We start from the raw sequence: 24,105 nt of genomic DNA on the forward strand, positions 1-24,105 counted from the left end.
GCGGGCCCTGTCGATATGACAAAGGGCGCCGAGGCGCCCTTTGTCATTGAGGGGAGCTTGATAGCCCCGACTATCAACCCGTGTTGCGCATACCTGCGGCGATGCCGGCGATGGTGACCATCAGCGCCTGATCCAGCTCGGGATGCAGAGTTTCGGCATGGTTGCGCGAGCGGCCCAGCAACTCGACCTGCAGCACGTTGAGCGGGTCTGTGTAGGGGTTGCGCAGCTTGATGGACTCCTTGATCCAGGGCTGGTCGTCGAGCAAGTCGCCCTGCGGACGCAGCTCCAGCACCACCTGGATGGAGTCGGCAAGCTCCTGACGCAGCTGTTTGCCGAGGCCCCACAGCTCTTTGGGCACCAGCCGGGTGTCGTAGTACTCGGCCAGCCAGACGTCAGCCTTGAGGAACACCATCTCCAGCATCTCGAGGCGGGTGCGGAAGAAGGGCCATTGGCGGCTCATCTCTTCCAGCACGCCCTTCTGGCCGTCGGCGATGGCTTGCTGCAGTCCCTTGTGGGCACCGAGCCAGGCCGGCAGCATCAGCCGGTTCTGGGTCCAGGCGAAGATCCAGGGGATGGCGCGCAGGCTCTCGACGCCGCCGTTGGGCTTGCGCTTGGAGGGGCGCGAGCCGAGCGGCAGCTTGCCGAGCTCCATCTCGGGGGTGGCGGCGCGGAAGTAGGGCACGAAGTCCGGATGACCGCGCACGATACTGCGGTAGTGATCGCAGGAGACGGACGCCAGCTGCTCCATCACGGCGCGCCAGCACTCCTTGGGCTTGGGCGGCGGCAGCAGGTTCCCCTCCAGCACGGCGCTGGTGTAGAGGTTGAGGCTCTGGATGGCCACCTTGGGCAGGCCGAACTTGAAGCGGATCATCTCGCCCTGTTCGGTCACCCGCAGGCCACCGCGCAGGGATCCCGGCGGTTGCGACAGGATCGCCTGATGGGCAGGTGCACCACCACGGCCGACGGTACCGCCACGGCCATGGAACAGGGTGAGACGCAGATTGTTGGCCTCGGCCAGTGCCACCAGGGATTCCATGGCGGCGTACTGGGCCCAGCCGGCGGCCATCATGCCCGCGTCCTTGGCGGAGTCGGAGTAGCCGATCATCACGTACTGACGGCCCTGGATGTAGCCGCGATACCAGTCCACCGACAGCAGGCGCTCCATCACGGCGGTGCCCGCCATCAGGTCTTCCTGGGTCTCGAACAGCGGGGCGACCGGCATGCGGAACTTGCAGCCGGCCTCTTTGAGCAACAGCTGCACCGCCAGCACGTCGGACGGTGCGCCAGCCATGGAGATGATGTAGATGCCGAACGCATCGGGATCGTGCTGGGCAATGACCTTGCAGGTATCCAGGGTCTCGCGGGTCTCGTCGCTCGGCGCCCAGTCGCTCGGGATGAGCGGGCGGCGGGAGTTGAGTTCGTTGAGCAGGAAGGCCTGCTTGTCATCCTCGCTCCACTCGGCGTAGTCGCCCATGCCGAGGTAGCGGGTCAGCTCGGAGAAGACCTGGCCGTGACGCTCGCCATCCTGACGGATGTCCAGCTTGACCAGGTGGATGCCGAAGCAGGCCAGCTTGCGCAGCACGTCCAGCAGCATGCCGTCGGCGATGTTGCCCATGCCGCAGGCGTGCAGGGAGTGGTAGCAGAGCTCCAGCGGCTCGCGCAGCTGGGCGGTGGTCTTGACCAGATCCCGGCTCTCGCTCGCCTGGCCCTGCACCTTGGCGGTCAGGAACTCCTGGGTCTCGCGCAGCTGTTCGCGCAGCTCGCGTACCAGGGCGCGGTAAGGCTCGGGGTGGTCGCCGACTCGCTCGCGCACGGCGTCGGTGCAGTCGGACATGGAGAGCTCGGAGGTGAGCTCCTTGATGTCCTTGTAGAACAGGCTCACCGCCATCCAGCGGCCCAGCTCCAGCACTTCGGCGGTCACCTTGGCGGTGACGAAGGGGTTGCCGTCGCGGTCACCGCCCATCCAGGAGGTGAACTTGACCGGCGCGGCATCCAGCGGCAGCCGCACACCCAGGTGGTGTTGCAGCCGCTCGTCCAGATTGCGCATGAATTCGGGGATGGCCGGCCACAGGCTGTTTTCCACCACGGCGAAGCCCCACTTGGCCTCGTCCACCGGGGTCGGGCGCTGTTCGCGGATCTCGTTGGTGTGCCAGGCCTGGTTGACCAGCTGTTCGATGCGATTGAGGATCTTGTCCCGCTCGCGGGGCAGCAGATCGGAGAGCTCCAGCGCCTCGAGGCAGTCGTTGAGCTGCACATGCTTGTGGATCAGGGTGCGACGGGTCACCTCGGTGGGGTGGGCGGTCAGCACCAGATCGATGTCCAGCTCGCGCACGGCCTGGATGATGGCTTCCTGCGACAGGTTGGAGGCTTTCAGCTTGTCGAACATCTGCTCGAGCGGATCCGGGGTGCAGACCTGCTCTTCGCAGCGACGGGAGATGGTGTGGAACTGTTCGGCCACGTTGGCCAGGTTGAGGAACTGGCTGAAGGCGCGGGCCACCGGCAGCAGCTCGTCGTCGCTCAGGTTGCGCAGGGTGTCGAGCAGACGTTCCCGGTCCGTCTCATTGCCTTTGCGGGAGGATTTGGCCAGCTGGCGAATGGTTTCGATCTTGTCGAGGAAGGCCTGTCCCTGATGATCCTTGATGGACTTGCCCAGCAGTTGACCCAGCATGCCTACGTTGGCGCGTAGTGCGGCGTACTTTTCGTTCATTCCACATCCTTATCTTGTTGGTGCCTGACACCCATCCGGGGTGCGAGACGACCTCACTTATTGTTGTGCGATTACAACATATGCTCCGTCATCTTAGGGTGACAATCTACCCAGATTGTCTGCGCAAGGTCAAATAACAGGCCGATTCAGAACATGTATTTCCATCACCTGTCCCGAGGTGCGATGTCATGTAACTTACTTACATTCCCGTCAGTTCAGAGGCAGAAACGGCGGATCAGGTGCTGCAATACGCTGGTGGTCGGTTTGACGAACGACAGATCGAGATATTCGTCCGGCTGGTGGGCCTGAGCGATGTGGCCGGGGCCCAGCACTATGGTTTCACAACCGAGCTGCTGGATGAAGGGGGCCTCGGTGCAATAGTTCACGGATTCGGCGGCCCGGCCGCTGGCCCGCTCAGCCTCGCGCACCAGCTCGGAGTCATCGGCGCAGGCGTAGGCGGGGATGGGCTCGTGCAGGTGTTGCAGATGCAGGCAGCCAGGCTGGTGGATCTCGATGGGGGAGAGCGCTTCTTTGAGCATGCCCATCAGCTCGTCGGGGCCGACCTGCGGGGTGGGGCGCATGTCGATGTGCAGTTCGCAGCAGCCGCAGATGCGGTTCGGGCTGTCGCCCCCCTGGATGTAGCCGAGGTTCAGGGTCGGCTGCGGCACGGCGAATCTGTGATCGGCGTACTTCTCCTTCAGGCTGTGTTGCAGCTTGAGCACCTGGCCCATGGCCTGGTGCATGATCTCCAGCGCGTTGACGCCGTTGGCAGGATCCGAACTGTGGCCGCTCTTGCCGGTGATGCGGATGGCTTCCGACATGTGCCCCTTGTGGGCCACTACCGGTACCAGCCCGGTCGGCTCTCCAATCACCGCGTAGTCGGGTTTGAGTTCGGCCGCGGCGGCGATGGCGCGGGCCCCCGCCATGGTGGTCTCTTCATCGGCGGTGGCCAGGATGCGCAGCGGTTTGCTGAGGGTCTTGAGGTCGATCTCCTTGAGCGCCTCGACGATAAAGGCGAAGAAGCCCTTCATATCGATGGTGCCCAGCCCGTACAGGCGATTGCCCTCTTCGGTCACCTTGAAGGGATCCTTGCGCCAGGCCCCCTCGTCGAACGGCACCGTATCTGTGTGGCCCGCCAGCAGCAACCCCCCTTCACCCTGACCTATCGTCGCCACCAGATTGAACTTGCCCGGCAGATCGGGCAGGGCGGTCACCTCGCACTGAAAGCCGAGCTGACCGAACCAGTCTGCCAGCAGCCGGATCACCGCCTCATTGCTCTGATCCCAGCGGGGATCCGTGCTGCTGATGGACGGAATCGCAATAATATTCTTGTAGAGTGAAAAAAAATCCAGATTGGCCACCTGCTCCTCCTTGCTTCCCCGGAATGTTTCTGTTAGAAAATACAAATGCAAAGTGAGTGCATGAATATTCTATAAGTTTGCCTGAATACGTGGCTCATCGACAAGGCTTCTAGTTGTAAGGGAAAGTTAATGTTCTGTCACCTGATCTATAACCGACGACACACACCCGCCTGAATTGCCCCTCCGCACTTGTGCATGGGGCATCGAACCCCCTTGTGCACCGCAGCACCATGCTGTGAATCTCGAACTCTGACTTGGAATACTCAACATGCTTAACACCGTTATCGTCGGTGCCAGTGGCTACGCGGGAGCCGAGCTGGCCGCCCTGGTCCAGAACCACCCACAACTCAAGCTGTTCGGCCTCTATGTTTCCGCCGGCAGCCAGGACGCCCACAAGCGTTTCTCTGCTCTGCATCCCCAGTGGGTTGGCGCCCTGGATCAGCCGCTACTGCCGCTGGACGAAGATGGCATGACCCGGATCCTGACCCAGGCCGATCTGGTGCTGCTGGCCACCGCCCACGAGGTGAGCGCGGAACTTGCGCCCAAGTTCCTGGCCAAGGGGCTGCCGGTGTTCGATCTCTCCGGTGCCTTCCGGGTCAGGGATCAGCAGTTCTACGCCTCCTACTACGGCTTCACCCATGAGAGCGAGCAGTGGCTGGATCAGGCCGCCTACGGCCTGGCCGAGTGGAATGCCGAAGCGGTCAAGGCGGCCCAGCTGATTGCCGTGCCAGGTTGCTACCCGACCGCCTCCCTCTGCGCCCTCAAGCCGCTGCAGCAGGCCGGTCTCATCGCCAAGGGGTGGCAGCCCATCATCAACGCCGTCTCCGGGGTCTCCGGTGCCGGTCGCAAGGCGGCCATCAACACCAGCTTCTGCGAAGTGAGCCTCAACCCCTACGGCACCTTCAATCACAGGCACCAGCCGGAGATCAGCCACCACCTCGGCAAGGAGGTGCTGTTCCAGCCTCACCTTGGCAACTACGTGCGCGGCATCCTGGCCACCATCTATGTACAGCTGGCGGACGGCGTGACGCCGACCCAGGTGGATCAGGCCTATCTCAAGGCCTACGAGGGCAAGCCCTTGGTGCGCCTCACTGGCCAGATGCCCTCCATCCGCGGCGTCGCGGGCACCCCTTACTGCGACCTCGCCTGGCAACAGCAGGGCAACATGCTGGTGGTGGTATCCGCCATCGACAACCTGCTCAAGGGCGCCGCCTCCCAGGCCATGCAGTGCATAAATATCAAATTCGGATTTGAACCGGCCACCGGCCTGATTTAAGGACTCAAGGAAGGATCGCAACGATGAACAAGCAGACTCTGGTAATCAAGCTGGGCGGCGCACTGATCGAGAACGACGAGGCGCTGACCGCCCTGTTCGCCACCCTCAAAAGCTTTCTGGATGAGCAGCACAGACCCCTGGTGCTGGTGCACGGCGGCGGCTGCCTGGTGGATGACCTGCTCAAGGGGCTGGGTCTCACCTCCACCAAGAAGAACGGTCTGCGGGTGACCCCGTTCGAGCAGATCCCGTTTATCGCCGGCGCGCTGGCCGGTACCGCCAACAAGCAGATGATGGCCAAGGCCATCGCCACCGGCATTCCGGCGGTGGGGCTCTGTCTGGCGGATGGCGGTCTGTGCCAGGTGACCCAGCTCGACCCGGCACTCGGCGCGGTCGGTGACTGCCAGCCGGGCAACCCGGCGCTGGTGGCGGGGATCCTCGCTCAAGGCTTCCTGCCGGTGGTGAGCTCCATCGGCATCACCGCAGACGGCCAGCTGATGAACGTCAACGCGGATCAGGCGGCTACCGCCATTGCCGAGGCGCTCGGCGCCGACCTGGTGATGCTCTCCGACGTGAGCGGCATCCTGGATGGCAAGGGCAAGCTGGTGCCCCAGCTCGACAAGGTGACCGCGCTGGATCTGATGGAGAAGGGGGTGATCAGCGACGGCATGGCGGTCAAGGTGAAAGCCGCCCTGCATGCCGCCGAGACCCTGGGCAAACCGGTCTGTGTCGCCAGCTGGCGCTACCCGGATCAGCTGCTCAAGCTGCTGGCTGGCGGTGCGGTCGGCACCCAGGTCTCTCTCTGATCTCCACCGGAACAAGGAACATCCGATGCAACATCTTCTGAAAGACAGCGACTTGAGCAAGGCCCAGATCGAGGCGCTGATCGCGCTAGGCAAATCGGTCAAGGCCGATCCGAAAAAGTACGGCCAGGCACTGGCGGGCAAGAGCGTGGTGACCCTGTTTGAGAAACCCTCCCTGCGCACCCGGGTCACCTTCGACATCGGCATCGCCAAACTGGGCGGCCACAGCGTCTATCTGGATCAGCAGAACGGCGCGCTCGGCAAGCGCGAATCGGTGAAGGATTTAGCCGCCAACCTGTCGCGCTGGTGTGATGCCATCGTCGCCCGGGTGTTCGATCACCAGACCCTGGTCGAGCTGGCGGAGCACGGCACAGTGCCGGTGGTGAACAGCCTGTGCAACCTCTACCACCCCTGTCAGGGGCTGGCGGACTTCATGACCATTGCCGAACACTACGGCGATCTGTCCAAGGTGAAGCTGGCCTATCTCGGCGATGGCAACAACGTCAGCCACTCATTGCTGCTGCTGGGTGCGACCCTCGGCACCGACGTGACCCTGGTCTGCCCGAAAGGCCACGGGCCGGATACCCAGATCTTCCTGCAGGCCCAGGCGCTGGCGGCCCAGTCGGGGGCGACCATCCACATCAGCGACGACGTGGCGGCCATCGAAGGGTTTGACGTGGCCTACACGGATACCTGGGTCTCCATGGGTGACAACACGCCAATGGAGCAGGTAAAAGATATCTTTATGCCTTATCAGATCAACCAGGCCCTGCTCGACCGCACCGGCATCCAGCACGTGCTGCACTGCCAGCCGGCGCACCGGGAGCTGGAGATCACCTCTCAGGTCATGGACGGGCCTGGCTCCCTCATCATGGACGAGGCAGAAAACCGGATGCATATCCAGAACGCCGTGCTGCTGACCTTGCTTGGACATGGTCAGGGGCACAAATAACGGCAACCGACCCCAAATAACACCCTTTTATCGAATCATCATGGAGAGAAGTAAATGAGCGGAATCAACAAGATCGTACTGGCTTACTCGGGCGGACTGGATACCTCGGCCATCATTCCCTGGCTGAAGGAAAACTATGATGCGGAGATCATCGCCTTCGTCGCCGACGTCGGTCAGGAGCGTGACGATCTGGAAGGGATCGAGCAAAAAGCCATCGCCTCCGGCGCCACCAAGTGCATCGTCAAGGATCTGCGGGAAGAGTTCGTCAAAGAGTACGTCTACCCGACCCTGAAGACCGGCGCCGTCTATGAGGGCACCTACCTGCTGGGTACCTCCATGGCCCGTCCGGTGATCGCCAAGGCGATGGTCGAGGCGGCACTCGCGGAAGGGGCCGATGCCATCTCTCACGGTTGCACCGGCAAGGGCAACGATCAGGTGCGTTTCGAAGGTGCGGTGGCCGCGCTGGCGCCCCAGCTGAAAGTGATCGCCCCCTGGCGTCTGTGGGACATGCGCTCCCGGGAAGATCTGCTGGCCTACCTGGAAGCCCGTCAGATCCCCTGCAAGGCGACCCTGAAGAAGATCTACAGCCGCGACGCCAACGCCTGGCACATCTCCACCGAGGGTGGCGAGCTGGAGAGCACCTGGAACGAGCCCTCCGAAGCGGTCTGGCAGTGGACCGTTTCCGCCGAGCAGGCACCGGATCAGCCGGAGTACGTCAAGCTGACCGTGGCCCAGGGTGAGGTGGTGGCCGTTGACGACCAGCCGCTCAGCCCGCACCAGATCCTGATGACCCTGAACGAGCGTGCCGGCAAGCACGGCGTGGGCCGCATCGACATCACCGAAAACCGGATGGTGGGCATGAAGTCACGCGGCTGCTACGAGACCCCGGGCGGTACAGTGATGGTCGCTGCTCTGCGCGCGGTAGAAGAGCTGGTCTTGGATCGCCCGACCCGCGCCTGGCGGGAAAAGCTGGGTGCCGAGTTCTCCCACCTGGTCTATGACGGTCGCTGGTTCACCCCGCTGTGCAAGGCCATCGTTGCCTCCGCCAACGCCATCGCCGAAGATCTCGATGGTGAAGTGGTGCTGAAGATGTACAAGGGTCAGGTCACCGCGGTGCAGAAGAAGTCGCCGAACAGCCTCTACTCCGAAGACTTCGCCACTTTCGGCGCCGACGAAGTGTACGACCAGAGCCATGCCGAAGGCTTCATCCGTCTTTACACCCTGGCCAGCCGGATCCGCGCCATGAAGGAGCAGCATCAGGCGATCGGTGGTGATCACACCCACGGCTAACCCTATAGGTTCCAAGCCGCAGAAACAGGTGAGGGGGCTTGGCCCCCTCACTCATAAACGGCGACCTGATTCCCTCGCCTGTGAGCGGGGGGAAGGATAACCGATGAGCTGTGACAAGAGCGGCAGCGCCCCGGCCGCTTCTGTGAGATAACAGGGGCGGCTTTCAATGAGGGGTGTGCTTTGCCCCCTTCTCCCGCTTACGTGGAAAACAGGCGGAGAAGGGTTGGGGATGAGGGGGAAAATTGCCCTCACCCTAGCCCTCTCCCAAAGGGAGAGGGAACCGGTTCGCAGTTGCTGGATGTGACATGTTTAACGGCAACAGCACTCCTCACCACCGCACTGTTATACAGGAAAATACAGGGCAAGATTTCTGCGCGCAGGCCAAGAGGCCGCGCGAGTACGGCAGGCGCAAACGCCTACCGACAACGCATTCAAGGAGAGCAGTATGGCACTTTGGGGTGGACGCTTCAGTCAGGGAGCCGATAGCCGGTTCAAGCAGTTCAACGATTCGCTGCGGTTCGATTACCGGCTGGCGGAGCAGGATATTCAGGGCTCCATGGCCTGGGCCAAAGCGCTGGTCAAGGTAGGCGTGTTGACCGAGGGTGAACAGGGCAAGTTGCAGCAGGCGATGGAAGTGCTGCTCGCCTCTGTGCAGCAGGATCCCCAGCAGATCCTGAGCTCGGATGCTGAAGATATCCACTCCTGGGTCGAGAGCCAGCTCATCGCCGCCGTCGGCGACTTGGGCAAGAAGCTGCACACCGGCCGCTCGCGCAACGATCAGGTCGCCACCGACCTGAAACTCTGGTGCAAGGCACAGGGTGAGCTGCTGCTCGGCTCCATCACCGCCCTGCAACAGGGGCTGGTCGCCTCCGCCCGCGCCAATCAGGCCGCCGTGCTGCCGGGCTACACCCATCTGCAGCGGGCCCAGCCGGTCACCTACGCTCACTGGGCACTGGCCTATGTGGAGATGCTGGAGCGGGATTACTCCCGGCTGCAGGATGCCCTCAAGCGCCTCGACACCAGCCCGCTCGGCTGCGGCGCGCTGGCGGGCACCGCCTACGCCATCGACCGCGAAGCCTTGGCGCTCGACATGGGTTTTGCCGGCGCCACCCGCAACAGTCTGGATTCGGTCTCCGATCGGGATCACGTGGTGGAGCTGATGCACGTGGCGTCCCTCTCCATGACCCACCTGTCGCGCTTTGCCGAAGATCTCATCTTCTACAACACCGGCGAGGCTGGCTTTGTCGAGCTCTCCGATGCGGTCACTTCCGGCTCGTCGCTGATGCCGCAGAAGAAGAATCCGGATGCGCTGGAGCTGATCCGTGGCAAGACCGGCCGGGTGGTCGGCGCCCAGCTGGGCATGCTGATGAGCCTCAAGGCGCTGCCGCTGGCCTACAACAAGGACATGCAGGAAGACAAAGAGGGGCTGTTCGATGCCCTCGACACCTGGCACGACTGCCTCGACATGGCGGCCCTAGTGCTGATCGATCTGAAGGTCAATGGTGAGCGCACCATGGCGGCGGCGCAGGGGGGCTACGCCAACGCCACCGAGCTGGCAGACTATCTGGTGGCCAAGGGCATCCCGTTCCGTGAGGCGCACCATATCGTCGGTGAAACCGTGGTCTACGCGATCGGCGTGAAGAAGCCGCTGGAAGAGCTCTCCCTCCCCGAGTTCCAGCGCTTCAGCCCGGTGGTGGGGGAAGATGTCTACCCGAACCTGGAGCTGGAGGCGACCTTGGCCAAGCGGGTTGCCAAGGGAGGCGTCGCCCGCGAGCAGATTGAATCGGCCCTCACCACCGCCGAACAGTGGCTGGCCAAACGTGCCTAAATGCACAGGAACATCAAGAGAGGGCGTCAGCCCTCTTTTTTATGTCGGCTTATCAGCCTGTTTCGCTTGCCCCGAGGGCGGCAAAGCGGGCATAAATCCCTGACCAGGCTGAATGGAACTCAGCGCCAACCAGAAGGAACCTGCATGTACTTGCCACCCCATTTTGCCGTCACCGACTCCGAGACTCTGCACCAGCTGATCCGGGCCTATCCGCTGGGGGCTCTGATCACCCATGGTGAAGGGGGGCTGGATGCCAACCACCTGCCGTTCGAATTCGATGCTGGAGCAGGGGAACATGGCGTCCTGCGCGCCCACGTTGCCCGCAACAATCCGCTCTGGCAGGAGGTGAAAGACGGTGACGAGGTGCTGGTGATCTTCAAGGCTGCAGATGGTTACATCTCTCCCAGCTGGTATCCGGGCAAGCAGGAGCATCACAAGCTGGTACCGACCTGGAACTACAGCGTGGTGCATGCTCACGGTCGCATCCAGATCCGCGACGATGCCCGCTTCGTGCGCCGTCTGCTGGCTAATCTGACCCGCACCCATGAAGCTGCAGAGCCAACCCCCTGGAAGATGGCGGATGCGCCGCGAGACTATCTCGAGGCCATGGTGCAGGCGGTTGTCGGCATCGAAATCGAGATAACCGGGCTGGTCGGCAAGTTCAAGCTGGGTCAGAACAAGGAGACGGCGGATCGCCTGGGGGCGGCCAATGCCTTGCAGGATCGCGGGCAGAGCGCGCTGGCAGAGGCGATGCTGAGTCCACCTTCCTCACTACCCTAGCGTGGCTAACATGAGGTCCGGCCCGGCAAAAACGGCAACCAGGAGGTTGCCGTTTTTTTATTGCTCACCGCCGTTCACGCACTGGCATTGAGCAGCTTGCCGACGCCTTCCCCCTTGCCATTGGGCAGGGTCTGCTTGAAGGCGAAGAGCAGCTGATCGAGGCTGAGGTCGCTGTTGCCAAGGGAGCCCTTGAGGGTGTCGAGCTCGCCCTGCAGGGCGTCGAGGCGGGTGCTCTGGGTGCCGTTTGCCAGCTGGGTGCGGGCGGCGTCGATGGCCTGGGGCAGGGACTGGCCCGAGTACTCCTGCCCCAGGGTCTGCATCAGCGCCCCCATGAAGTGGTTGATGGCGGGACGGTTTTGCTCGCTGTTGGCCTCCTTGACGCCGAGGCGCTGGAACAGGCTCTGCACCGTGGGGGCGAGCCGCTCTTCCTGCACGGGGGGCTCCGGCTGGGCCGGTGGCGTGCTGTCCCCAAGCAGCTTGCTGCCGAGCTTGAGGGCGAGGGAGGCGAGGGGAAGCAGGGTGCCGATGGCGATCATGATGTCACTCTCCGTACTACTGATGTCATGACGGAGCAGGGAACGGGCCAGTTTGGCGAAAATTTAGTCTTAGAGTGGCAGGGGACTGATCCTGCGGTGAATTTAGTTTTTGCCAGGCAGAGGGCGGGCGAGTGCGAGAGAGGGCGGCGGCAAACCCTTGCAGCCCAGGGGCTGGCGGTTTGCCGCCCGGCTTGCCGGATCAGAGCTCCTTGAACGGGCGGCGCTTCTCCTCCTCGATGACGATGGCCTCCAGATTGGCGATGCGCTCCTGCAGTTCGTTGATGAGCATGTCCTGCTTGCCGAGACGATCGGTGATGCGGGCATCCCCCAACTGGTAGCGGGCCCGCTTGCTGAGAAAGCCGAACAGTGCGCTGATGAAGACGATCAGCACGATACCGGTCCACATGGTCATGAATGACTCCTTGCCGATGAATAAACGAGAAAACAGCCTTGTTGCCATCTGTTGTCTCATACCCGATTGCCGGCTGCAATGGCCGGCAAGGGGGTGGACGGGAATGTCGAGGGGCTACTTTGCCCGCGTCAGACCGTTTGCCAGAGCGGACGGCCGAGCCAGAGCCCCCACAGGGTCAGGTGCAGCAGCACGATGAACCAGAATACCCTGCGATAGCTCCCCTTCTGGGTCTTGTGGCGCAGCCAGTGGCGGGCCAGCAGGGCGCCGGGCCAGCCGCCGAACAGCTCGAGCAGGTGGAGCCGGGACTCGGGGATGCGCCAGCCGCCGCGCACCGCCTGGCGCTTGTCGTGGGCGTAGGCCAGCATCGTCAGCAGACTCATGGTGGTGATGATGGCCAGCGGCCACCAGTTGGCGTCGGCCAGACCGAGCCAGGCCGTCCACAGCAGGGGAAGCAGGGCGAGCCAGATCACAGGGCCAGCTCCCAGCCGCGGGGGGCGTCCGGGCTCAGGCTGCGGATCACGCGCGCCGGGTTGCCCACCGCCACCGAGTCGGCCGGGATGTCGCGGGTGACCACGGCGCCGGCCCCTATGATGGAACGGGGTCCTATGGTGACGCCGGGGCAGATGATGGCGCCACCGCCAATCCAGCAGTCATCGCCGATCCGCACCGGCTTGTTGTAGGCGGTCCAGTTGCGTCGCTCCAGATAGTCCATGGTGTGGGTGGCGGTGTAGATCTGCACGTTGGGGGCCAGCAGCACATGGCTGCCGATGTGCACCTCGCCCACGTCGAGAATGGTGATGTTGAAGTTGAAGAAGGTCTTCTCGCCGATGTGGATGTTGCGGCCGAATTCGCAGGTGAAGGGAGTGCTGATCCAGCAGGAGTCGGGGCAGTGGCCGAACAGCTCGCCGCACAGGCGCTGGCGCAGGGCTTGGTCACCGGCCGGGGAGGCGTTGAGTTGTGCCAGCAGCGCCTGACCGCGGATCCGGTCGTTCGCTATCTCCTCGCTCTGGCTGTCCAGGGCGCCGCCCACCAGAACCTTGTCCCAATCGCTTGCCATGCTACCGCTCCTCTCATGTGCCAAGAGGAGCCAGTATACGCGAGCACTTAGGCGGCGTCAGGCTGTCACTTGCTGCAACCTCAGGCGCCCGGCCAGATCAGCGGCAGGATCAGCAGGGCCGAGACGAAGTAGGGCAGCAGCACCCGCAGCCCCAGCCGGCGGCCGCCGATCCCCAGGGCCAGCAGCCCCTTCACCAGCGAGTTGACCAGCCCGGCCAACAGGATGCCGCGGGCTGCTACCTCCAGCGCCAGCTCCTTGTGGGAGAGCTGGGAGAGCGACAAGGTGATGGCGTCCACGTCGGTGATGCCGGAGACCAGCGACAGCAGATAGACCCCGGAGTTGCCCACCTTGTTCTGCAACAGGGTGGCCATGAAGCCGATCAGCGCCAGCAGCAGGCCGAACTTGATGGCGGTGGCGAGATCGAGCGGGTTGCTGGTCTGGGGTTGCACCGGGCCGTCGGTCAGCTCCTCGCGCTGGCGCCAGAACCAGAAGGCGAAGCCGTAGACGGTGGCTGCCAGCAGCAGCAGGGGCGCCGCCAGGCGCATCGCCAGCTCGTTGTGGATGAGCAGCACCAGCACCAGCAGTCGCAGCCACATGGTGGCCCCCGCCAGCAGGATGCCGGTGGCCAGCAGCCGCTCCAGCCCCCCCTGCTCCTTGTTGAGACGGGCGAACTGCAGGGTGAGGGCGGTGGAGGAGGCGAGCCCGGCCAGCATGCTGGTGAGCACCAGCCCGGCGCGGGTGCCGAGCAGGCGCACCGCGAAGTGGCCGCAGAACGAGATGCCGGCGATCACCACCACCATCAGCCAGATCTTGAAGGGGTTGAAGGCATCGAGCGGGCCCATCTCCTCGTTGGGCAGCACCGGCAGCAGCACCAGGGAGATGAGCAAAAAGCGCAGGGTGGCGTGAAATTCGGTCTCGCTCAGAAACAGCATCCCCTGCTGGATCTTGCCCTTGAGCCCCATCAGCAGCGCCGCCAGCACGGCGCAGGCCACTGCCTCGCTCGGGCTCAGCAGCACCGACATCAGCCCCAGCAGATAGGTGAGCAGCATGGCCACCGAGCTGGTGAGGCCGAACTCCCCCTGCCAGCGCTGGGCCAGCCAGACCGAGAGGCCGCAACCAATCACCACCGCCAGCAGGCCGAGCAGCGGCAGCCAGGGGCCCAGGGTGGGCAGCAGCAGGGCGCAGACCCCGCCGAGCAGGCCGATGAGGCCGTAGGTCCGCATCCCGGCGATTCGTTGGTTGTCCCCCAGCTGGCGCACCTGCCAGCCGCGCTCCAGCCCTATGATGAGGCCGATGGCCAGCGACACCAGGGCACCATTGACGGGTTCTGCGTTGATCCACATAACGACTTCCTGTTCGTCATCAGCCTGCCTTGTTTCCATGATGGCACAGCCGGCATCGGGCCAGCGCGGCCTGGCTCACAGAGTGCGCGAATGGCGCCTGCGCCCTCCTGATATGAGCAAATGAGATAAGCAAAGCGTTATTTCTTGGTTCTCGGCATAACAAGCCCGCGGCATGCTGAACTCAACCCAACGAGATATGGAGTATCCCCATGAAACTGCGAACGACAGCCCTGACCCTGCTCTCCCTGCTGGCCCTCGGTCAGGCCAATGCCGCCGAGATCCGCCTGCTCAACGTCTCCTACGATCCGACCCGCGAACTGTTCCAGGAGTACAACGGCGCCTTCGCCAGGGAGTGGAAGGCGAAGACCGGCGACGATGTTGTGGTCAGCCAGTCCCATGGTGGCTCCGGCAAGCAGGCGCGCGCCGTGGTGGACGGGCTGGAAGCGGACGTGGTGTCGCTGGCGCTGGCCTACGACGTCAATGCCGTGGCCAGGCAGGGGCTGATTGGCGCCGACTGGCAGAGCCGGCTGGCCAACAATGCGGCGCCCTACACCTCCACCATCGTGTTCCTGGTGCGCAAGGACAATCCCAAGCAGATCAAGGACTGGGATGATCTGGTGCGCAAGGACGTGGCCATCGTCACCCCCAACCCCAAGACTTCCGGCGGGGCGCGCTGGAACTACCTGGCTGCCTGGGGCTACGCCCTGAAGAAGAGTGGCAGCGAGGAGGGAGCCAGGCAGTTCGTCGGCGATCTCTACAAGAACGTGAAGGTGCTGGACTCCGGCGCCCGCGGTGCCACCACCAGCTTCATCGAGCGCGGCCTCGGCGATGTGCTGCTGGCCTGGGAGAACGAAGCCCTGCTGGTGCTGGGTCAGCCCGGCAATCGTGACAAGTTCGAGCTGGTGGTGCCGTCGGTCTCCATCCTGGCCGAGCCGCCGGTGGCGGTGGTGGACAAGGTGGCCAGGAAGCACGGCACCGAGGCGGTAGCCAAGGCTTACCTCGACTACCTCTACTCCGACGAGGGGCAGCGCATCGTCGCCAAATATCACTACCGCCCCAGCAACCCGGCGATCCTGAAGGAGACCGCAGCCCAGTTCCCGCAGCTGACCCTGTTCACCGTCAAGGATCTGGAAGGGGACTGGGACAAGGCGCAGAAGAAGCACTTCGCCCAGGGCGCCCTGTTTGACCAGATCTATCAGCCGGGTCGCTGAGCGGCCGGCCATCGTCAACTGAACTGGCCCCTGTGCCAGCTGATAGGAGCACCAAGATGAACAAGATCCTCCTGGTTCCCGGTCTGCACAACAGCGGGCCGGATCACTGGCAGAGCCGCTGGCACCAACAATTCCCCCACTGGCAGCGGATGGTGGGGCTGCCGTGGGATCGGCCCGACCTCACGGTCTGGAGTGCCAAGCTGGCGAGCAAGCTCAAAAGTCGGCGCGGGCGGGCTCACCTGGTGGCTCACTCCTTCGGCGCGCTGGCGGCCATCACGGCGGCGCGCCGGCAGCCCGACAAGGTGGCCTCGCTGTTTATCGTGGCGCCGGCGGATCCGGCCCGCTTCGGCTTGCCAGATGAGCTGCTGGCAGGCTCGCTCAAGGTGTCGGCCCAGCTGGTGGCCAGCCGCAACGATCCCTGGATGAGCTTCGAGCGGGCCGAATACTGGAGCCGGCAGTGGCAGGTGCCGCTGTTCGATGCCGGCGAGGTGGGCCACCTCAATGCCCAGTCCGGCCACGGTGAGTGGCACCAGGGGCTCAACTTGCTCGGCACCCTCTATCGGCGGGCCGAGATGGTGGTGGCACCGACGCCGGCGGTGTGGGAGCGGCGGGCGGCCTTGAGTTTTCGCTGAGCGGCGAACGTTGATCACAGAGGTTTGGAACAGAGAAGGAGGGCAGGCACCCGACACAACGACAGTCTGATTTGGATAGCTTGGTACATTGCACGACGCTCCATTTTTAGGTCTTTTATTTATATAAAAGACCTTTTTTTCATTTTATTGCTCTAAAAGCCTTGTATGTCGTTGTTAGATAAAAAAGTGCTTAGCAAAGGCGTTATTGGTGTTTGTTGCCCCTGACAGGAGTGCGCAGAATCGCTGTATCTAATGTTTTTCATAACAAACGGATGCGTTATGCGATTTGGTTCTTACTCCGTGCTGCCGGGCTTCGGCCCGACCCTCGGCTTCAGCCTGCTCTATCTGGGCGTGCTGGTGTTGCTGCCGCTCTCGGCGCTGGTGCTGTTCGCGGTGAACAATCTGACCCTGGCCGAGTTCTGGCAGGTGATAGGTTCGCCGCGGGTGCTCGCCTCCTTTCGTCTGAGCTTCGGGGCTGCCCTGGTGGCGGCGCTGCTCAACGCCCTGTTCGGCCTGATCCTGGCCTGGGTGCTGGTGCGTTATACCTTCCCCGGCCGCCGACTGGTGGATGCCCTGATCGACCTGCCGTTCGCCATGCCCACCGCCGTCTCCGGCATCGCCTTGTGCGCCATCTTCGCCCCGAACGGCTGGATCGGGCAGTGGGTCGCCCCGTTTGGCATCGAGCTCGCCTACAACCCCATCGGTGTGGTCATCGCGCTCACCTTCATCGGGCTGCCGTTCGTGGTGCGCACCCTGCAGCCGGTGCTGCGGGAAGCCGAGACCGAGCAGGAGGAGGCCGCCGCCAGCCTGGGTGCCGATCGCTGGCAGACCTTCATCCGGGTGCTGTGGCCGACCCTGGTGCCGGCCCTGCTCACCGGCTTTGCCCTGGCCTTCGCACGGGCGGTGGGGGAGTACGGCTCCGTCATCTTTATCGCTGGCAACCTGCCGATGGTGTCGGAGATCGCGCCGCTGATGATCATGAGCCACCTGGAGGAGTACGACTACGCCGGCGCCTCCGCCATCGCCGTGGTCATGCTGCTGATCTCTTTCATTTTGTTACTGCTTATCAACAAGTTGCAGGCCTGGAGCTGGGCCCGTATCGGGGGGAGCCGGATATGAACGCATCCAACGCACGCCTGACGCTGGCCACGGGCGAGGCGGCGCCGACCCCCTCGGTGCGCCAGCCCCCCGTCATCCGCGAGCCGGTCTGGGTCAAGTGGCTGCTGATCACGGTCGGCCTCGGCTGGTTTGCCGCCCTGCTGCTGCTGCCGCTGGCCACCGTCTTTATCCAGGCGCTGAGCCCTGGTTTGGCCTTCTTCTGGCACGCCATCAGCGAGCCGGACGCCCTCAGCGCCCTCGGCCTCACCGCCCTGGTGACCCTCTGTTCGGTACCCCTCAACCTGCTGTTCGGGGTCGCCGCGGCCTGGGCCATCGCCCGCTTCCGCTTCCCTGGCCGGCAGCTGCTCATCACCCTCATCGATCTGCCGTTCTCCGTGTCGCCGGTGATCGCGGGCCTGATGTTCGTGCTGATGTTCGGCAGTCGCGGCTGGTTCGGCGAATGGCTGAGCGAGCACGACATCAAGGTGATCTTCGCCACTCCCGGCATCATCCTGGCCACCACCTTCATCACAGTACCCTTCGTGGTGCGCGAGCTGCTGCCCCAGATGGAGGCGCGCGGCCCGGAAGAGGAAGAGGCCGCCATCATGCTGGGGGCGAGCGGCCTGCAGATGTTCTGGCGGGTCACTCTACCCGGCATCCGCTGGAGCCTGATGTACGGCCTGCTGCTCAGTACCGCCCGGGCGGTGGGGGAGTTCGGCGCCGTGTCGGTGGTCTCCGGCCACATTCGCGGCCAGACCAACACCCTGCCGCTGCACATCGAGATCCTCTACAACGAGTACCAGACCGGCGCCGCCTTCGCGGTGGCCAGCCTGTTGGCCCTGTTCGGGATCTTCACCCTGCTGGGGGAAACCCTGCTGGCCCGGCTGCGTGCCCAGCCCGTTCACTCTCACTGATCACCGAATTCAAGAGGCTGCCATGAGCATTCAGGTACAAGGACTCAACAAGCATTTCAACCAGTACGCGGCGCTGGCCGACATCAACCTCGACTTTCACGACGGTGAGCTGGTGGCGCTGCTCGGCCCCTCCGGCTGCGGCAAGACCACTCTGCTGCGGATCATCGCCGGGCTGGAGCAGGCCGACAGCGGCCACGTCATCATCCGCGGCGAGGATGCCTCGGATCTGCACGTGCGCGAGCGCAACGTCGGCTTCGTGTTCCAGCACTACGCCCTGTTTCGCCACATGACGGTGTTCGAGAACGTGGCGTTTGGCCTTAGGGTCAAGCCGCGCCGCGAGCGACCGGCCGAGGCGGCGATCCGCGCCCGGGTCAAGGAGCTGCTGGATCTGGTGCAGCTCAGCCACGTGGCCGCGCGCTACCCGACCCAGCTCTCCGGCGGTCAGCGCCAGCGGGTCGCCCTGGCCCGCGCGCTGGCGGTGCAGCCCAAGGTGCTGCTGCTGGACGAGCCCTTCGGCGCCCTCGACGCCCAGGTGCGCAAGGAGCTGCGCCGCTGGCTGCGCGAGCTGCACGACGAGCTGCACGTCACCAGCCTGTTCGTCACTCACGATCAGGAGGAGGCGCTGGAGGTGGCGGACCGGGTGGTGCTGATGAATGCCGGCAAGGTCGAGCAGATCGGCACCCCGGCCGAGGTCTACGACCAGCCCGCCAGCTCCTTCGTGCACAGCTTCCTCGGCAGCGTGAACCTGTTTCGCGGGCGGGTGGCCGGGCAGGGGCTCGGCATCGGCGAGCAGCTGCTGGGCGGGCCCATCAGCTCCCAGCTGGCGGAGGGCAGCGCGGCCGTCGCCTATGTGCGTCCCCACGAGCTGGAGATAGTGCCGGAGGATGCGCCGGGCGGCATCAGCGCCACCATCACCAGATTGCTGCCCATGGGGCCGCGCATCCGGGTGGAACTGCGTGGCAATGGGGATACAAACGGTGCACACTTCGAGGCCGAGCTGAGCAAGGAGGCGGCCCGCGCCTTCAGCCCGGGCCAGGGGGTGCGGCTGGTGGCCAGACAGGCCCAGCTCTACCCGGATTACCAGATTTAAGTGGCAGGCCCCTGGGGGGCCGCGCAGGCAAGCAGCGTGACCAGGGCGGAGTCTGCCCACCTGGGTACAACAGGGTCAGTATGGCGCTCAGAGTTCAGACTCGGGCAGCCAGACAAGATAACAACAAGGCGGCGGGGAGGGCCCCGACCGGCCGGTCAGCGCAGGAGGCGATGACGTGAATTTTCAGCAGTTGCGAATCATTCGGGAGGCGGCACGGCGGGATTACAACCTGACCGAGGTGGCCAATGCCCTGTTTACCTCCCAGTCCGGGGTCAGCCGCCATATCCGCGAGCTGGAAGAGGAGCTGGGGATCGAGTTGTTCATCCGCTACGGCAAGCGGCTGCTCGGCATGACAGAGCCGGGCAAGGAGCTGCTGGTGATCGCCGAGCGCATCCTCGGGGATGCCGAGAACATCCGCAAGCTGGCCAGCACCTTTGCCAACCGCGACTCGGGCCGGCTGCTGGTGGCGACCACCCACACCCAGGCCCGCTACGCCCTGCCGCGGGTGGTGAAGGCGTTTCGCGAGCAGTTCCCGCTGGTGCAGCTGGAGCTGCGCCAGGGCGGTCCGGAGGAGATAGTGCGGCTGGTGCAGACCGGCGAGGTGGACATCGGCATCAGCAGCGAGCAGCTCGACAAGAGCGAAGGGGTGGTGGCGTTTCCCTACTACCGCTGGCACCACAACATAGTTGTGCCGGAGCAGCATCCGCTCAGTGCCGAGCAGGAGCTGACCCTGGCGGCGCTGGCCCAGTGGCCCATCATCACCTATCAGGCCGGGCTGACCGGGCGGGCGCGGGTGGACGAGGCGTTTGCCGAGGCCGGCATAGCCCCGCAGATCCTGCTGACCGCGCAGGACTCCGACGTTATCAAGACCTATGTCGAGCTGGAGATGGGGGTGGGCATACTGGCGGACATGGCGTTCGACACCCAGCGCGACAAGGGACTGGTGCAGCTGGACGGCAGCCGGCTGTTTGCGCCCCACACCGCCTGGATCGGCCTTAAGCAGGGGCAGTTCCAGCACAACTTCGCCTGGCAGTTCATCCAGCTCTGCAACCCTGAGCTGGCGCTGGCGGACATTCAGGCCCGCGCCATGGGTGGCGAGCCCGCCATCGACTTCCAGATCTGAGCTGTCACAGCAGAGAAAACGGGGAGCCAGTGGCTCCCCGTTTTGTTGATGGCATCGTGCTGCGCCTGCGGGTCAGTTGACCAGGATCCAGGCATCCTGCCAATTGCTACCGACCCCGGGTTCATACTGGGTGGCGCTGGCCGACCACTGGCTGCACCAGCCGCGATAGGGGAAGGGCTTGCACTGGTAGATCTTGCCGTTCTTGGGCTGCAGCACCCTGGTGCCGTCGGTGTAGGACTTGAGCCCCTCCGGGAAGGTGAACTGGTAGTCACCGCCGGCGGCCGGATCCTTGAGCATCAGGTCCAGGGTCTGCTGCACCGCATCGCCACCGGCCTTGGGTTTGCCTTCGATCACCAGCTGGTGGTGACCGGCGCTGAGCCCGGTGAGCGGCATGGTGAAGCTGTGGCTGCTGTCCTTGATGTCGGCGCTGGTCTGTCCCTTGGCGGCCCCCCCGTGATCATACAGAGTGTTGGTGACGGTCAGATCACCCTCGGCGGCCACGGTAAAGTTGAGGGTCAGCTTGCCCTCGTCGAGCAGGTAGTCGCTCTCCAGGCCGCTCACGCTGACGCCGTTGCTCACCGGTGGCTGCTGCTGTTCGAGCTGGATCTCGACCCGCTCCAGCGCGCTGCCGGCCTTGAAGTAGACCGGGTTCTGGCCATAGACGGGGTTGAACTGGCCTTCACCGCTCTGCTGGCCGGCGCGGATCTGGCTCTGCTCTGCATTGATCTTGCTCGCCAGGGCGTGGGTCCAGTTGTTCTTCTGGCCCTGCTCCGGGCTGGCGATGGTCAGCTCGGTCTGCAGATCGGGGCGCACGCCGTTGGCGTCGAACACCAGGGTTCTGGCCTTGTCGCCGACCGCCAGCTCGGTGGAGGGGTAGATGGTGCCGCCCTGGCTCCATTCCAGCGGTGGCTGGGTGCCGCCCTTGAAGTTGGCGTCGATCACGTTATAGAAGCTGTTGCTGGTGTCACCCACTTCCCACACCCCCAGGATCACCTGATAGCCGGTGCGCTCGGGCAGGTTGCACTGGTGGGTGACCTGCTTGGGCGGCTGGGTCATGTTGCCGTCCACCACGCAGAAGGGGGTGAGCTCGAAGGCGGCGCGAGTCAGCGGCTGGTTCGGGTTCCAGTCCTGCTTGGTGAGGTAGTAGCGCCAGTTGCGGGTGACGTGGTTGGCGGTGAAGGTCCAGCTGATTGCGAAGGGGCCGGCCTGTACCTCGCGGCGGATCCAGCGGTCGCTGGTCTGGGCGTTCAGCTCGCCCCAGCTGGCGCTGCCGGCCGAGGCGATCTGGCCGTCGGCAGGGCCACCATTCGGGAAGCCGGAGGGACCTTCCACGCTCTGGGGTTCCCATTGCACCGCGCCGCACTGACTGTTGCCGCCGGTCTTGCACAGGTAGTTGCGCGATTCCGGCTGGCTGATGTAGCCGTGGGCGAGCACGCTGCCACTGACCAGCAGGGCCAGCGTCGCAGCGACGTGATTGAGTTGGATTTTTGCTGCCATACATTCCTCTGTTCGACAGATGTGGGCAGTCAAGTTGGCAGGGGCGTTCCCCGAAACACTGTGTGGCAACCCCGCTATCCTGGACGACATGTCTTTAGACCGGAGGCTTTGCGTCCTGGCCTTTCAACCAGTTTGCCAAATGACTACATAAAGGGTCATGGTGTCGCGTTTGGCGACAACTCATCATGACTATTTTTGATTAAATAATTAAGTGTAAATCTTTACAGCTTGACCTCATCGGAGTAGAGCAAACACTTAACTTTCTGTTTTTAAATGGCTATTAACTCGGCGTCACGGCATCAAGTTCGTCGAACAGGTCGACAAGATGCAAATATTTGGCATTTTTTCGCAATGAAAAACGCCCCCGTCAGCCGATCTGGCGGGGGCGTGCGCTGCGACAAGCCAGGACGGATCAGTGGCGGATGCGCGGGCGATCCGCCTGCTGCGGCGGTTGCGGCATCCGTGGCTGGGTTGCCGGCTGGTGGTTGGCCGAGCCCAGTTTGAACAGGGCCAGCCGCTCGTCCAGGCTGCGGGAGAGTCCGGCCAGCAGCTCGCTCTCCTGAGCCAGCTGGGAGGCGGACTGAGACATCTCCAGCGCCGAGTCGTTGATGCCGCTGACGTTGCGATTCATGTCCTCCGCCACCATGCTCTGCTGCTCCGCCGCGGTGGCGATCTGGGTCGCCATGTCGCTGACGTGCTGGATGTGGTTGACGATGAGGGAGAGATCCTGGCCCGCCTTCTCGGACTGGCCGACGCTGCTCTCCGCCAGCTTGCGGCTGGCGTCCATGGCGTCGGCCGCACTCACCGCCCGCTGCTGCAACTGGGCGATGGTGCCCTGGATCTCTTCGGTGGACTGGCGGGTACGGCTTGCCAGCTGGCGCACCTCGTCGGCCACCACGGCAAAGCCACGGCCCTGCTCGCCGGCGCGGGCCGCCTCGATGGCGGCGTTGAGGGCCAGCAGGTTGGTCTGCTCCGAGATGGCGCTGATGACCGCCGTCACCTCGCTTATCTGCATCACCCCCTCTTTAAGCTGGTTGACCTGCAGGGTGGCCTGCTCCACCTCGCTGGCCAGCGCCTGGATGCCGTGCACGCTGGCGTGCACGTCCCGGTTGCCGAGGCCGGCCTCGCTGGTGGCGTCCTGGGTGTCGCGGGCGGTGTTCTCGGCGTGGCCGGCCACGTCAGCGATGGTGGCGCTCATCTCGTTCATGGCGGTGGCGAGCTGGGCCAGCTGATCCCGCTGGCTGTTGACCGCCTGGTTGGTCTGTTCGGCGGAGGCGGCGATGCGCAGGGCGGCATCCGCCACGTTGCCGGCCCCCTGGCTTGCCTCCAGCAGGGCGTGCCGGATGGCGCTGAGCCCCTGGTTGGTGCAGCTGGCGACGGCCCCCAGCTCATCCTTGCCATGCACCGGGATGCTCACCACCAGATCGCCGGCGGCCACCTGCTGCATGGCCCGGTTGATCTCGGCCAGCGGGTTGACGATGGAGCGGCTGATGGCAAAGCCCAGCAGCCCCATCAGCAGGGTCACCAGCAGGGTAGCGCCCCCCATCAGCTGGTACTGGGACCAGATGGTGGCCTGGATGTCCTGCAGCAGCACGCCGGAGCCGAGGATCCAGCCCCAGGGCTGATAGCCTGCCACCAGCGACAGTTTCTGGGCCGATTCGCCGGAGGGGGAGACCCACTGGTACTCCAGCCGACCCTGCTGACCCCCTCTGCCGAGATCCACCATCCGCTGCCAGTGTGCGCCAGCGGTGGCGGATCCGCTCTCGCCCATCTGCTGGCCGACCAGCTCGGGCCGGACGGGGTGCACCAGCATCCGGCGGTTCTCGTCCAGCACGAACAGGTAGTTGTCACCGTCAAAGCGCATGCTGTTGAGCATGGCCCTGGCCTCGGCCTGCGCCTGCGGGGCGGGCAGGGTAGCGGCCAGCGCCTGGATCCGGCTCATGGCCAGATCCAGCACGGCCTGCAGCCTGGCTTCCCGTTCACTCATCAGATTGCGCTGCAGGGCACTGGCGGAGATGAGCAGCAGTGCGATGAAGCCGACCAGCGCCAGTGAGAGCAACAGCATCAATTTGCGGCTCACGGCAATATCACCGAGCTTGAACATAGTCTCTTCCTTAACTTTCCCATGCGGGTCTGGTGGTGACCAGTCTGTCGGCTGGCCCTGATTATTTTTCATTTAACATTTAATTAACTTTCAA

General features: G+C 64.1%; 21 protein-coding genes and 1 riboswitch. Of the genes, 12 read left to right on the plus strand and 9 right to left on the minus strand.

The window, feature by feature from the left end:
- Window positions 1-73 precede the first annotated feature (73 nt).
- Both ppc and argE read right to left on the minus strand, forming a co-directional pair.
- Window positions 74-2,707 (minus strand): phosphoenolpyruvate carboxylase, encoded by a 2,634-nt coding sequence (ppc, locus tag AB5Y95_RS15905; RefSeq protein ID WP_042051466.1) that lies wholly within the window; start codon window positions 2,705-2,707, stop codon window positions 74-76.
- Between the two features lie 215 nt (window positions 2,708-2,922).
- Complete coding sequence (argE, locus tag AB5Y95_RS15910) at window positions 2,923-4,068, minus strand: acetylornithine deacetylase (RefSeq protein ID WP_017784641.1); 1,146 nt, start codon at window positions 4,066-4,068, stop codon at window positions 2,923-2,925.
- Between the two features lie 268 nt (window positions 4,069-4,336).
- Here argE and argC point away from each other — a divergent pair, with 268 nt between their 5' ends.
- The 6 genes from argC to AB5Y95_RS15940 all read left to right on the plus strand — a co-directional run bounded on the left by argC (window position 4,337) and on the right by AB5Y95_RS15940 (window position 10,994).
- Entirely contained in the window at window positions 4,337-5,344 is a 1,008-nt protein-coding gene (gene argC / locus AB5Y95_RS15915; RefSeq protein ID WP_017784640.1) for an N-acetyl-gamma-glutamyl-phosphate reductase, read from the plus strand.
- 23 nt (window positions 5,345-5,367) lie between these two features.
- Window positions 5,368-6,147 carry an acetylglutamate kinase gene (gene argB / locus AB5Y95_RS15920; protein ID WP_005308537.1) on the plus strand — a complete coding sequence of 260 codons (780 nt, stop codon included), beginning with the start codon at window positions 5,368-5,370 and terminating at the stop codon, window positions 6,145-6,147.
- 25 nt (window positions 6,148-6,172) lie between these two features.
- Window positions 6,173-7,096: an ornithine carbamoyltransferase gene (locus AB5Y95_RS15925; protein WP_368161565.1), complete on the plus strand. Its 924-nt coding sequence runs from the start codon at window positions 6,173-6,175 to the stop codon at window positions 7,094-7,096.
- Window positions 7,097-7,150: 54 nt separating this feature from the next.
- Entirely contained in the window at window positions 7,151-8,386 is a 1,236-nt protein-coding gene (locus tag AB5Y95_RS15930; protein ID WP_010635203.1) for an argininosuccinate synthase, read from the plus strand.
- A 445-nt stretch (window positions 8,387-8,831) separates the two neighbouring features.
- On the plus strand, window positions 8,832-10,214 hold the full coding sequence (argH, locus tag AB5Y95_RS15935) for an argininosuccinate lyase (RefSeq protein ID WP_368161566.1): 1,383 nt from the start codon (window positions 8,832-8,834) through the stop codon (window positions 10,212-10,214).
- Window positions 10,215-10,358: 144 nt separating this feature from the next.
- Window positions 10,359-10,994: an FMN-binding negative transcriptional regulator gene (locus AB5Y95_RS15940; RefSeq protein WP_279699385.1), complete on the plus strand. Its 636-nt coding sequence runs from the start codon at window positions 10,359-10,361 to the stop codon at window positions 10,992-10,994.
- 74 nt (window positions 10,995-11,068) lie between these two features.
- Here the strand turns inward: AB5Y95_RS15940 and AB5Y95_RS15945 are convergent, their stop codons facing one another.
- The 5 genes from AB5Y95_RS15945 to AB5Y95_RS15965 all read right to left on the minus strand — a co-directional run bounded on the left by AB5Y95_RS15945 (window position 11,069) and on the right by AB5Y95_RS15965 (window position 14,342).
- Window positions 11,069-11,530 (minus strand): hypothetical protein, encoded by a 462-nt coding sequence (locus tag AB5Y95_RS15945; RefSeq protein ID WP_268010147.1) that lies wholly within the window; start codon window positions 11,528-11,530, stop codon window positions 11,069-11,071.
- Window positions 11,531-11,729: 199 nt separating this feature from the next.
- Entirely contained in the window at window positions 11,730-11,942 is a 213-nt protein-coding gene (locus tag AB5Y95_RS15950) for a hypothetical protein (RefSeq protein ID WP_005308557.1), read from the minus strand.
- 128 nt (window positions 11,943-12,070) lie between these two features.
- Window positions 12,071-12,412, minus strand: coding sequence for a DUF1294 domain-containing protein (locus AB5Y95_RS15955; protein WP_054544028.1), 342 nt, complete (start codon window positions 12,410-12,412; stop codon window positions 12,071-12,073).
- Window positions 12,409-12,999 carry a sugar O-acetyltransferase gene (locus AB5Y95_RS15960; RefSeq protein WP_368161567.1) on the minus strand — a complete coding sequence of 197 codons (591 nt, stop codon included), beginning with the start codon at window positions 12,997-12,999 and terminating at the stop codon, window positions 12,409-12,411. The genes AB5Y95_RS15955 and AB5Y95_RS15960 overlap by 4 nt, the downstream gene beginning before the upstream one ends.
- Window positions 13,000-13,079: 80 nt before the next feature.
- Window positions 13,080-14,342, minus strand: coding sequence for an MgtC/SapB family protein (locus AB5Y95_RS15965; protein WP_005308564.1), 1,263 nt, complete (start codon window positions 14,340-14,342; stop codon window positions 13,080-13,082).
- Between the two features lie 209 nt (window positions 14,343-14,551).
- Between AB5Y95_RS15965 and AB5Y95_RS15970 the strand changes: the two genes are divergently transcribed.
- The 6 genes from AB5Y95_RS15970 to cbl all read left to right on the plus strand — a co-directional run bounded on the left by AB5Y95_RS15970 (window position 14,552) and on the right by cbl (window position 20,410).
- Window positions 14,552-15,553, plus strand: coding sequence for a sulfate ABC transporter substrate-binding protein (locus AB5Y95_RS15970; protein WP_019840783.1), 1,002 nt, complete (start codon window positions 14,552-14,554; stop codon window positions 15,551-15,553).
- Window positions 15,554-15,609: 56 nt separating this feature from the next.
- Window positions 15,610-16,185, plus strand: a complete 576-nt coding sequence (locus AB5Y95_RS15975; protein WP_010635195.1) for an alpha/beta hydrolase — start codon at window positions 15,610-15,612, stop codon at window positions 16,183-16,185.
- Between the two features lie 279 nt (window positions 16,186-16,464).
- Entirely contained in the window at window positions 16,465-17,304 is an 840-nt protein-coding gene (gene cysT, locus AB5Y95_RS15980) for a sulfate ABC transporter permease subunit CysT (protein WP_005308571.1), read from the plus strand.
- Complete coding sequence (gene cysW / locus AB5Y95_RS15985; protein ID WP_368161568.1) at window positions 17,301-18,197, plus strand: sulfate ABC transporter permease subunit CysW; 897 nt, start codon at window positions 17,301-17,303, stop codon at window positions 18,195-18,197. Before cysT ends, cysW begins: the two co-directional genes overlap by 4 nt.
- A gap of 22 nt (window positions 18,198-18,219) precedes the next feature.
- A complete protein-coding gene (locus tag AB5Y95_RS15990; protein WP_368161569.1) occupies window positions 18,220-19,287 on the plus strand; it encodes a sulfate/molybdate ABC transporter ATP-binding protein in 1,068 nt (355 codons plus the stop codon).
- 175 nt (window positions 19,288-19,462) lie between these two features.
- Window positions 19,463-20,410: an HTH-type transcriptional regulator Cbl gene (gene cbl / locus AB5Y95_RS15995; protein ID WP_005308577.1), complete on the plus strand. Its 948-nt coding sequence runs from the start codon at window positions 19,463-19,465 to the stop codon at window positions 20,408-20,410.
- Between the two features lie 72 nt (window positions 20,411-20,482).
- Here cbl and gbpA read toward each other — a convergent pair whose 3' ends face one another.
- Together gbpA and AB5Y95_RS16005 are read right to left on the minus strand one after the other, a co-directional pair.
- A complete protein-coding gene (gbpA, locus tag AB5Y95_RS16000) occupies window positions 20,483-21,907 on the minus strand; it encodes an N-acetylglucosamine-binding protein GbpA (protein ID WP_368161570.1) in 1,425 nt (474 codons plus the stop codon).
- Between the two features lie 61 nt (window positions 21,908-21,968).
- Window positions 21,969-22,054, minus strand: a riboswitch (cyclic di-GMP riboswitch).
- Between the two features lie 265 nt (window positions 22,055-22,319).
- On the minus strand, window positions 22,320-24,011 hold the full coding sequence (locus tag AB5Y95_RS16005; protein WP_368161571.1) for a methyl-accepting chemotaxis protein: 1,692 nt from the start codon (window positions 24,009-24,011) through the stop codon (window positions 22,320-22,322).
- Window positions 24,012-24,105 lie beyond the last annotated feature (94 nt).

The organism is Aeromonas sp. R5-3 (assembly GCF_040908225.1).
Lineage (GTDB): Bacteria > Pseudomonadota > Gammaproteobacteria > Enterobacterales > Aeromonadaceae > Aeromonas > Aeromonas dhakensis.

Excerpts from the sequence above, each read along its gene's own strand:
- AB5Y95_RS15990 (WP_368161569.1), top strand. The coding sequence starts at position 18,220 with ATGAGCATTCAGGTACAAGGACTCAACAAGCATTTCAACCAGTACGCG.
- gbpA (WP_368161570.1), bottom strand. The coding sequence starts at position 21,907 with ATGGCAGCAAAAATCCAACTCAATCACGTCGCTGCGACGCTGGCCCTG.
- AB5Y95_RS15945 (WP_268010147.1), bottom strand. The coding sequence starts at position 11,530 with ATGATCGCCATCGGCACCCTGCTTCCCCTCGCCTCCCTCGCCCTCAAG.
- AB5Y95_RS15940 (WP_279699385.1), top strand. The coding sequence starts at position 10,359 with ATGTACTTGCCACCCCATTTTGCCGTCACCGACTCCGAGACTCTGCAC.
- ppc (WP_042051466.1), bottom strand. The coding sequence starts at position 2,707 with ATGAACGAAAAGTACGCCGCACTACGCGCCAACGTAGGCATGCTGGGT.
- AB5Y95_RS15970 (WP_019840783.1), top strand. The coding sequence starts at position 14,552 with ATGAAACTGCGAACGACAGCCCTGACCCTGCTCTCCCTGCTGGCCCTC.
- AB5Y95_RS15950 (WP_005308557.1), bottom strand. The coding sequence starts at position 11,942 with ATGACCATGTGGACCGGTATCGTGCTGATCGTCTTCATCAGCGCACTG.
- argC (WP_017784640.1), top strand. The coding sequence starts at position 4,337 with ATGCTTAACACCGTTATCGTCGGTGCCAGTGGCTACGCGGGAGCCGAG.
- AB5Y95_RS15925 (WP_368161565.1), top strand. The coding sequence starts at position 6,173 with ATGCAACATCTTCTGAAAGACAGCGACTTGAGCAAGGCCCAGATCGAG.
- AB5Y95_RS15930 (WP_010635203.1), top strand. The coding sequence starts at position 7,151 with ATGAGCGGAATCAACAAGATCGTACTGGCTTACTCGGGCGGACTGGAT.
- AB5Y95_RS15975 (WP_010635195.1), top strand. The coding sequence starts at position 15,610 with ATGAACAAGATCCTCCTGGTTCCCGGTCTGCACAACAGCGGGCCGGAT.
- AB5Y95_RS15960 (WP_368161567.1), bottom strand. The coding sequence starts at position 12,999 with ATGGCAAGCGATTGGGACAAGGTTCTGGTGGGCGGCGCCCTGGACAGC.
- argB (WP_005308537.1), top strand. The coding sequence starts at position 5,368 with ATGAACAAGCAGACTCTGGTAATCAAGCTGGGCGGCGCACTGATCGAG.
- cysT (WP_005308571.1), top strand. The coding sequence starts at position 16,465 with ATGCGATTTGGTTCTTACTCCGTGCTGCCGGGCTTCGGCCCGACCCTC.
- AB5Y95_RS16005 (WP_368161571.1), bottom strand. The coding sequence starts at position 24,011 with ATGTTCAAGCTCGGTGATATTGCCGTGAGCCGCAAATTGATGCTGTTG.
- AB5Y95_RS15965 (WP_005308564.1), bottom strand. The coding sequence starts at position 14,342 with ATGTGGATCAACGCAGAACCCGTCAATGGTGCCCTGGTGTCGCTGGCC.
- cysW (WP_368161568.1), top strand. The coding sequence starts at position 17,301 with ATGAACGCATCCAACGCACGCCTGACGCTGGCCACGGGCGAGGCGGCG.
- argH (WP_368161566.1), top strand. The coding sequence starts at position 8,832 with ATGGCACTTTGGGGTGGACGCTTCAGTCAGGGAGCCGATAGCCGGTTC.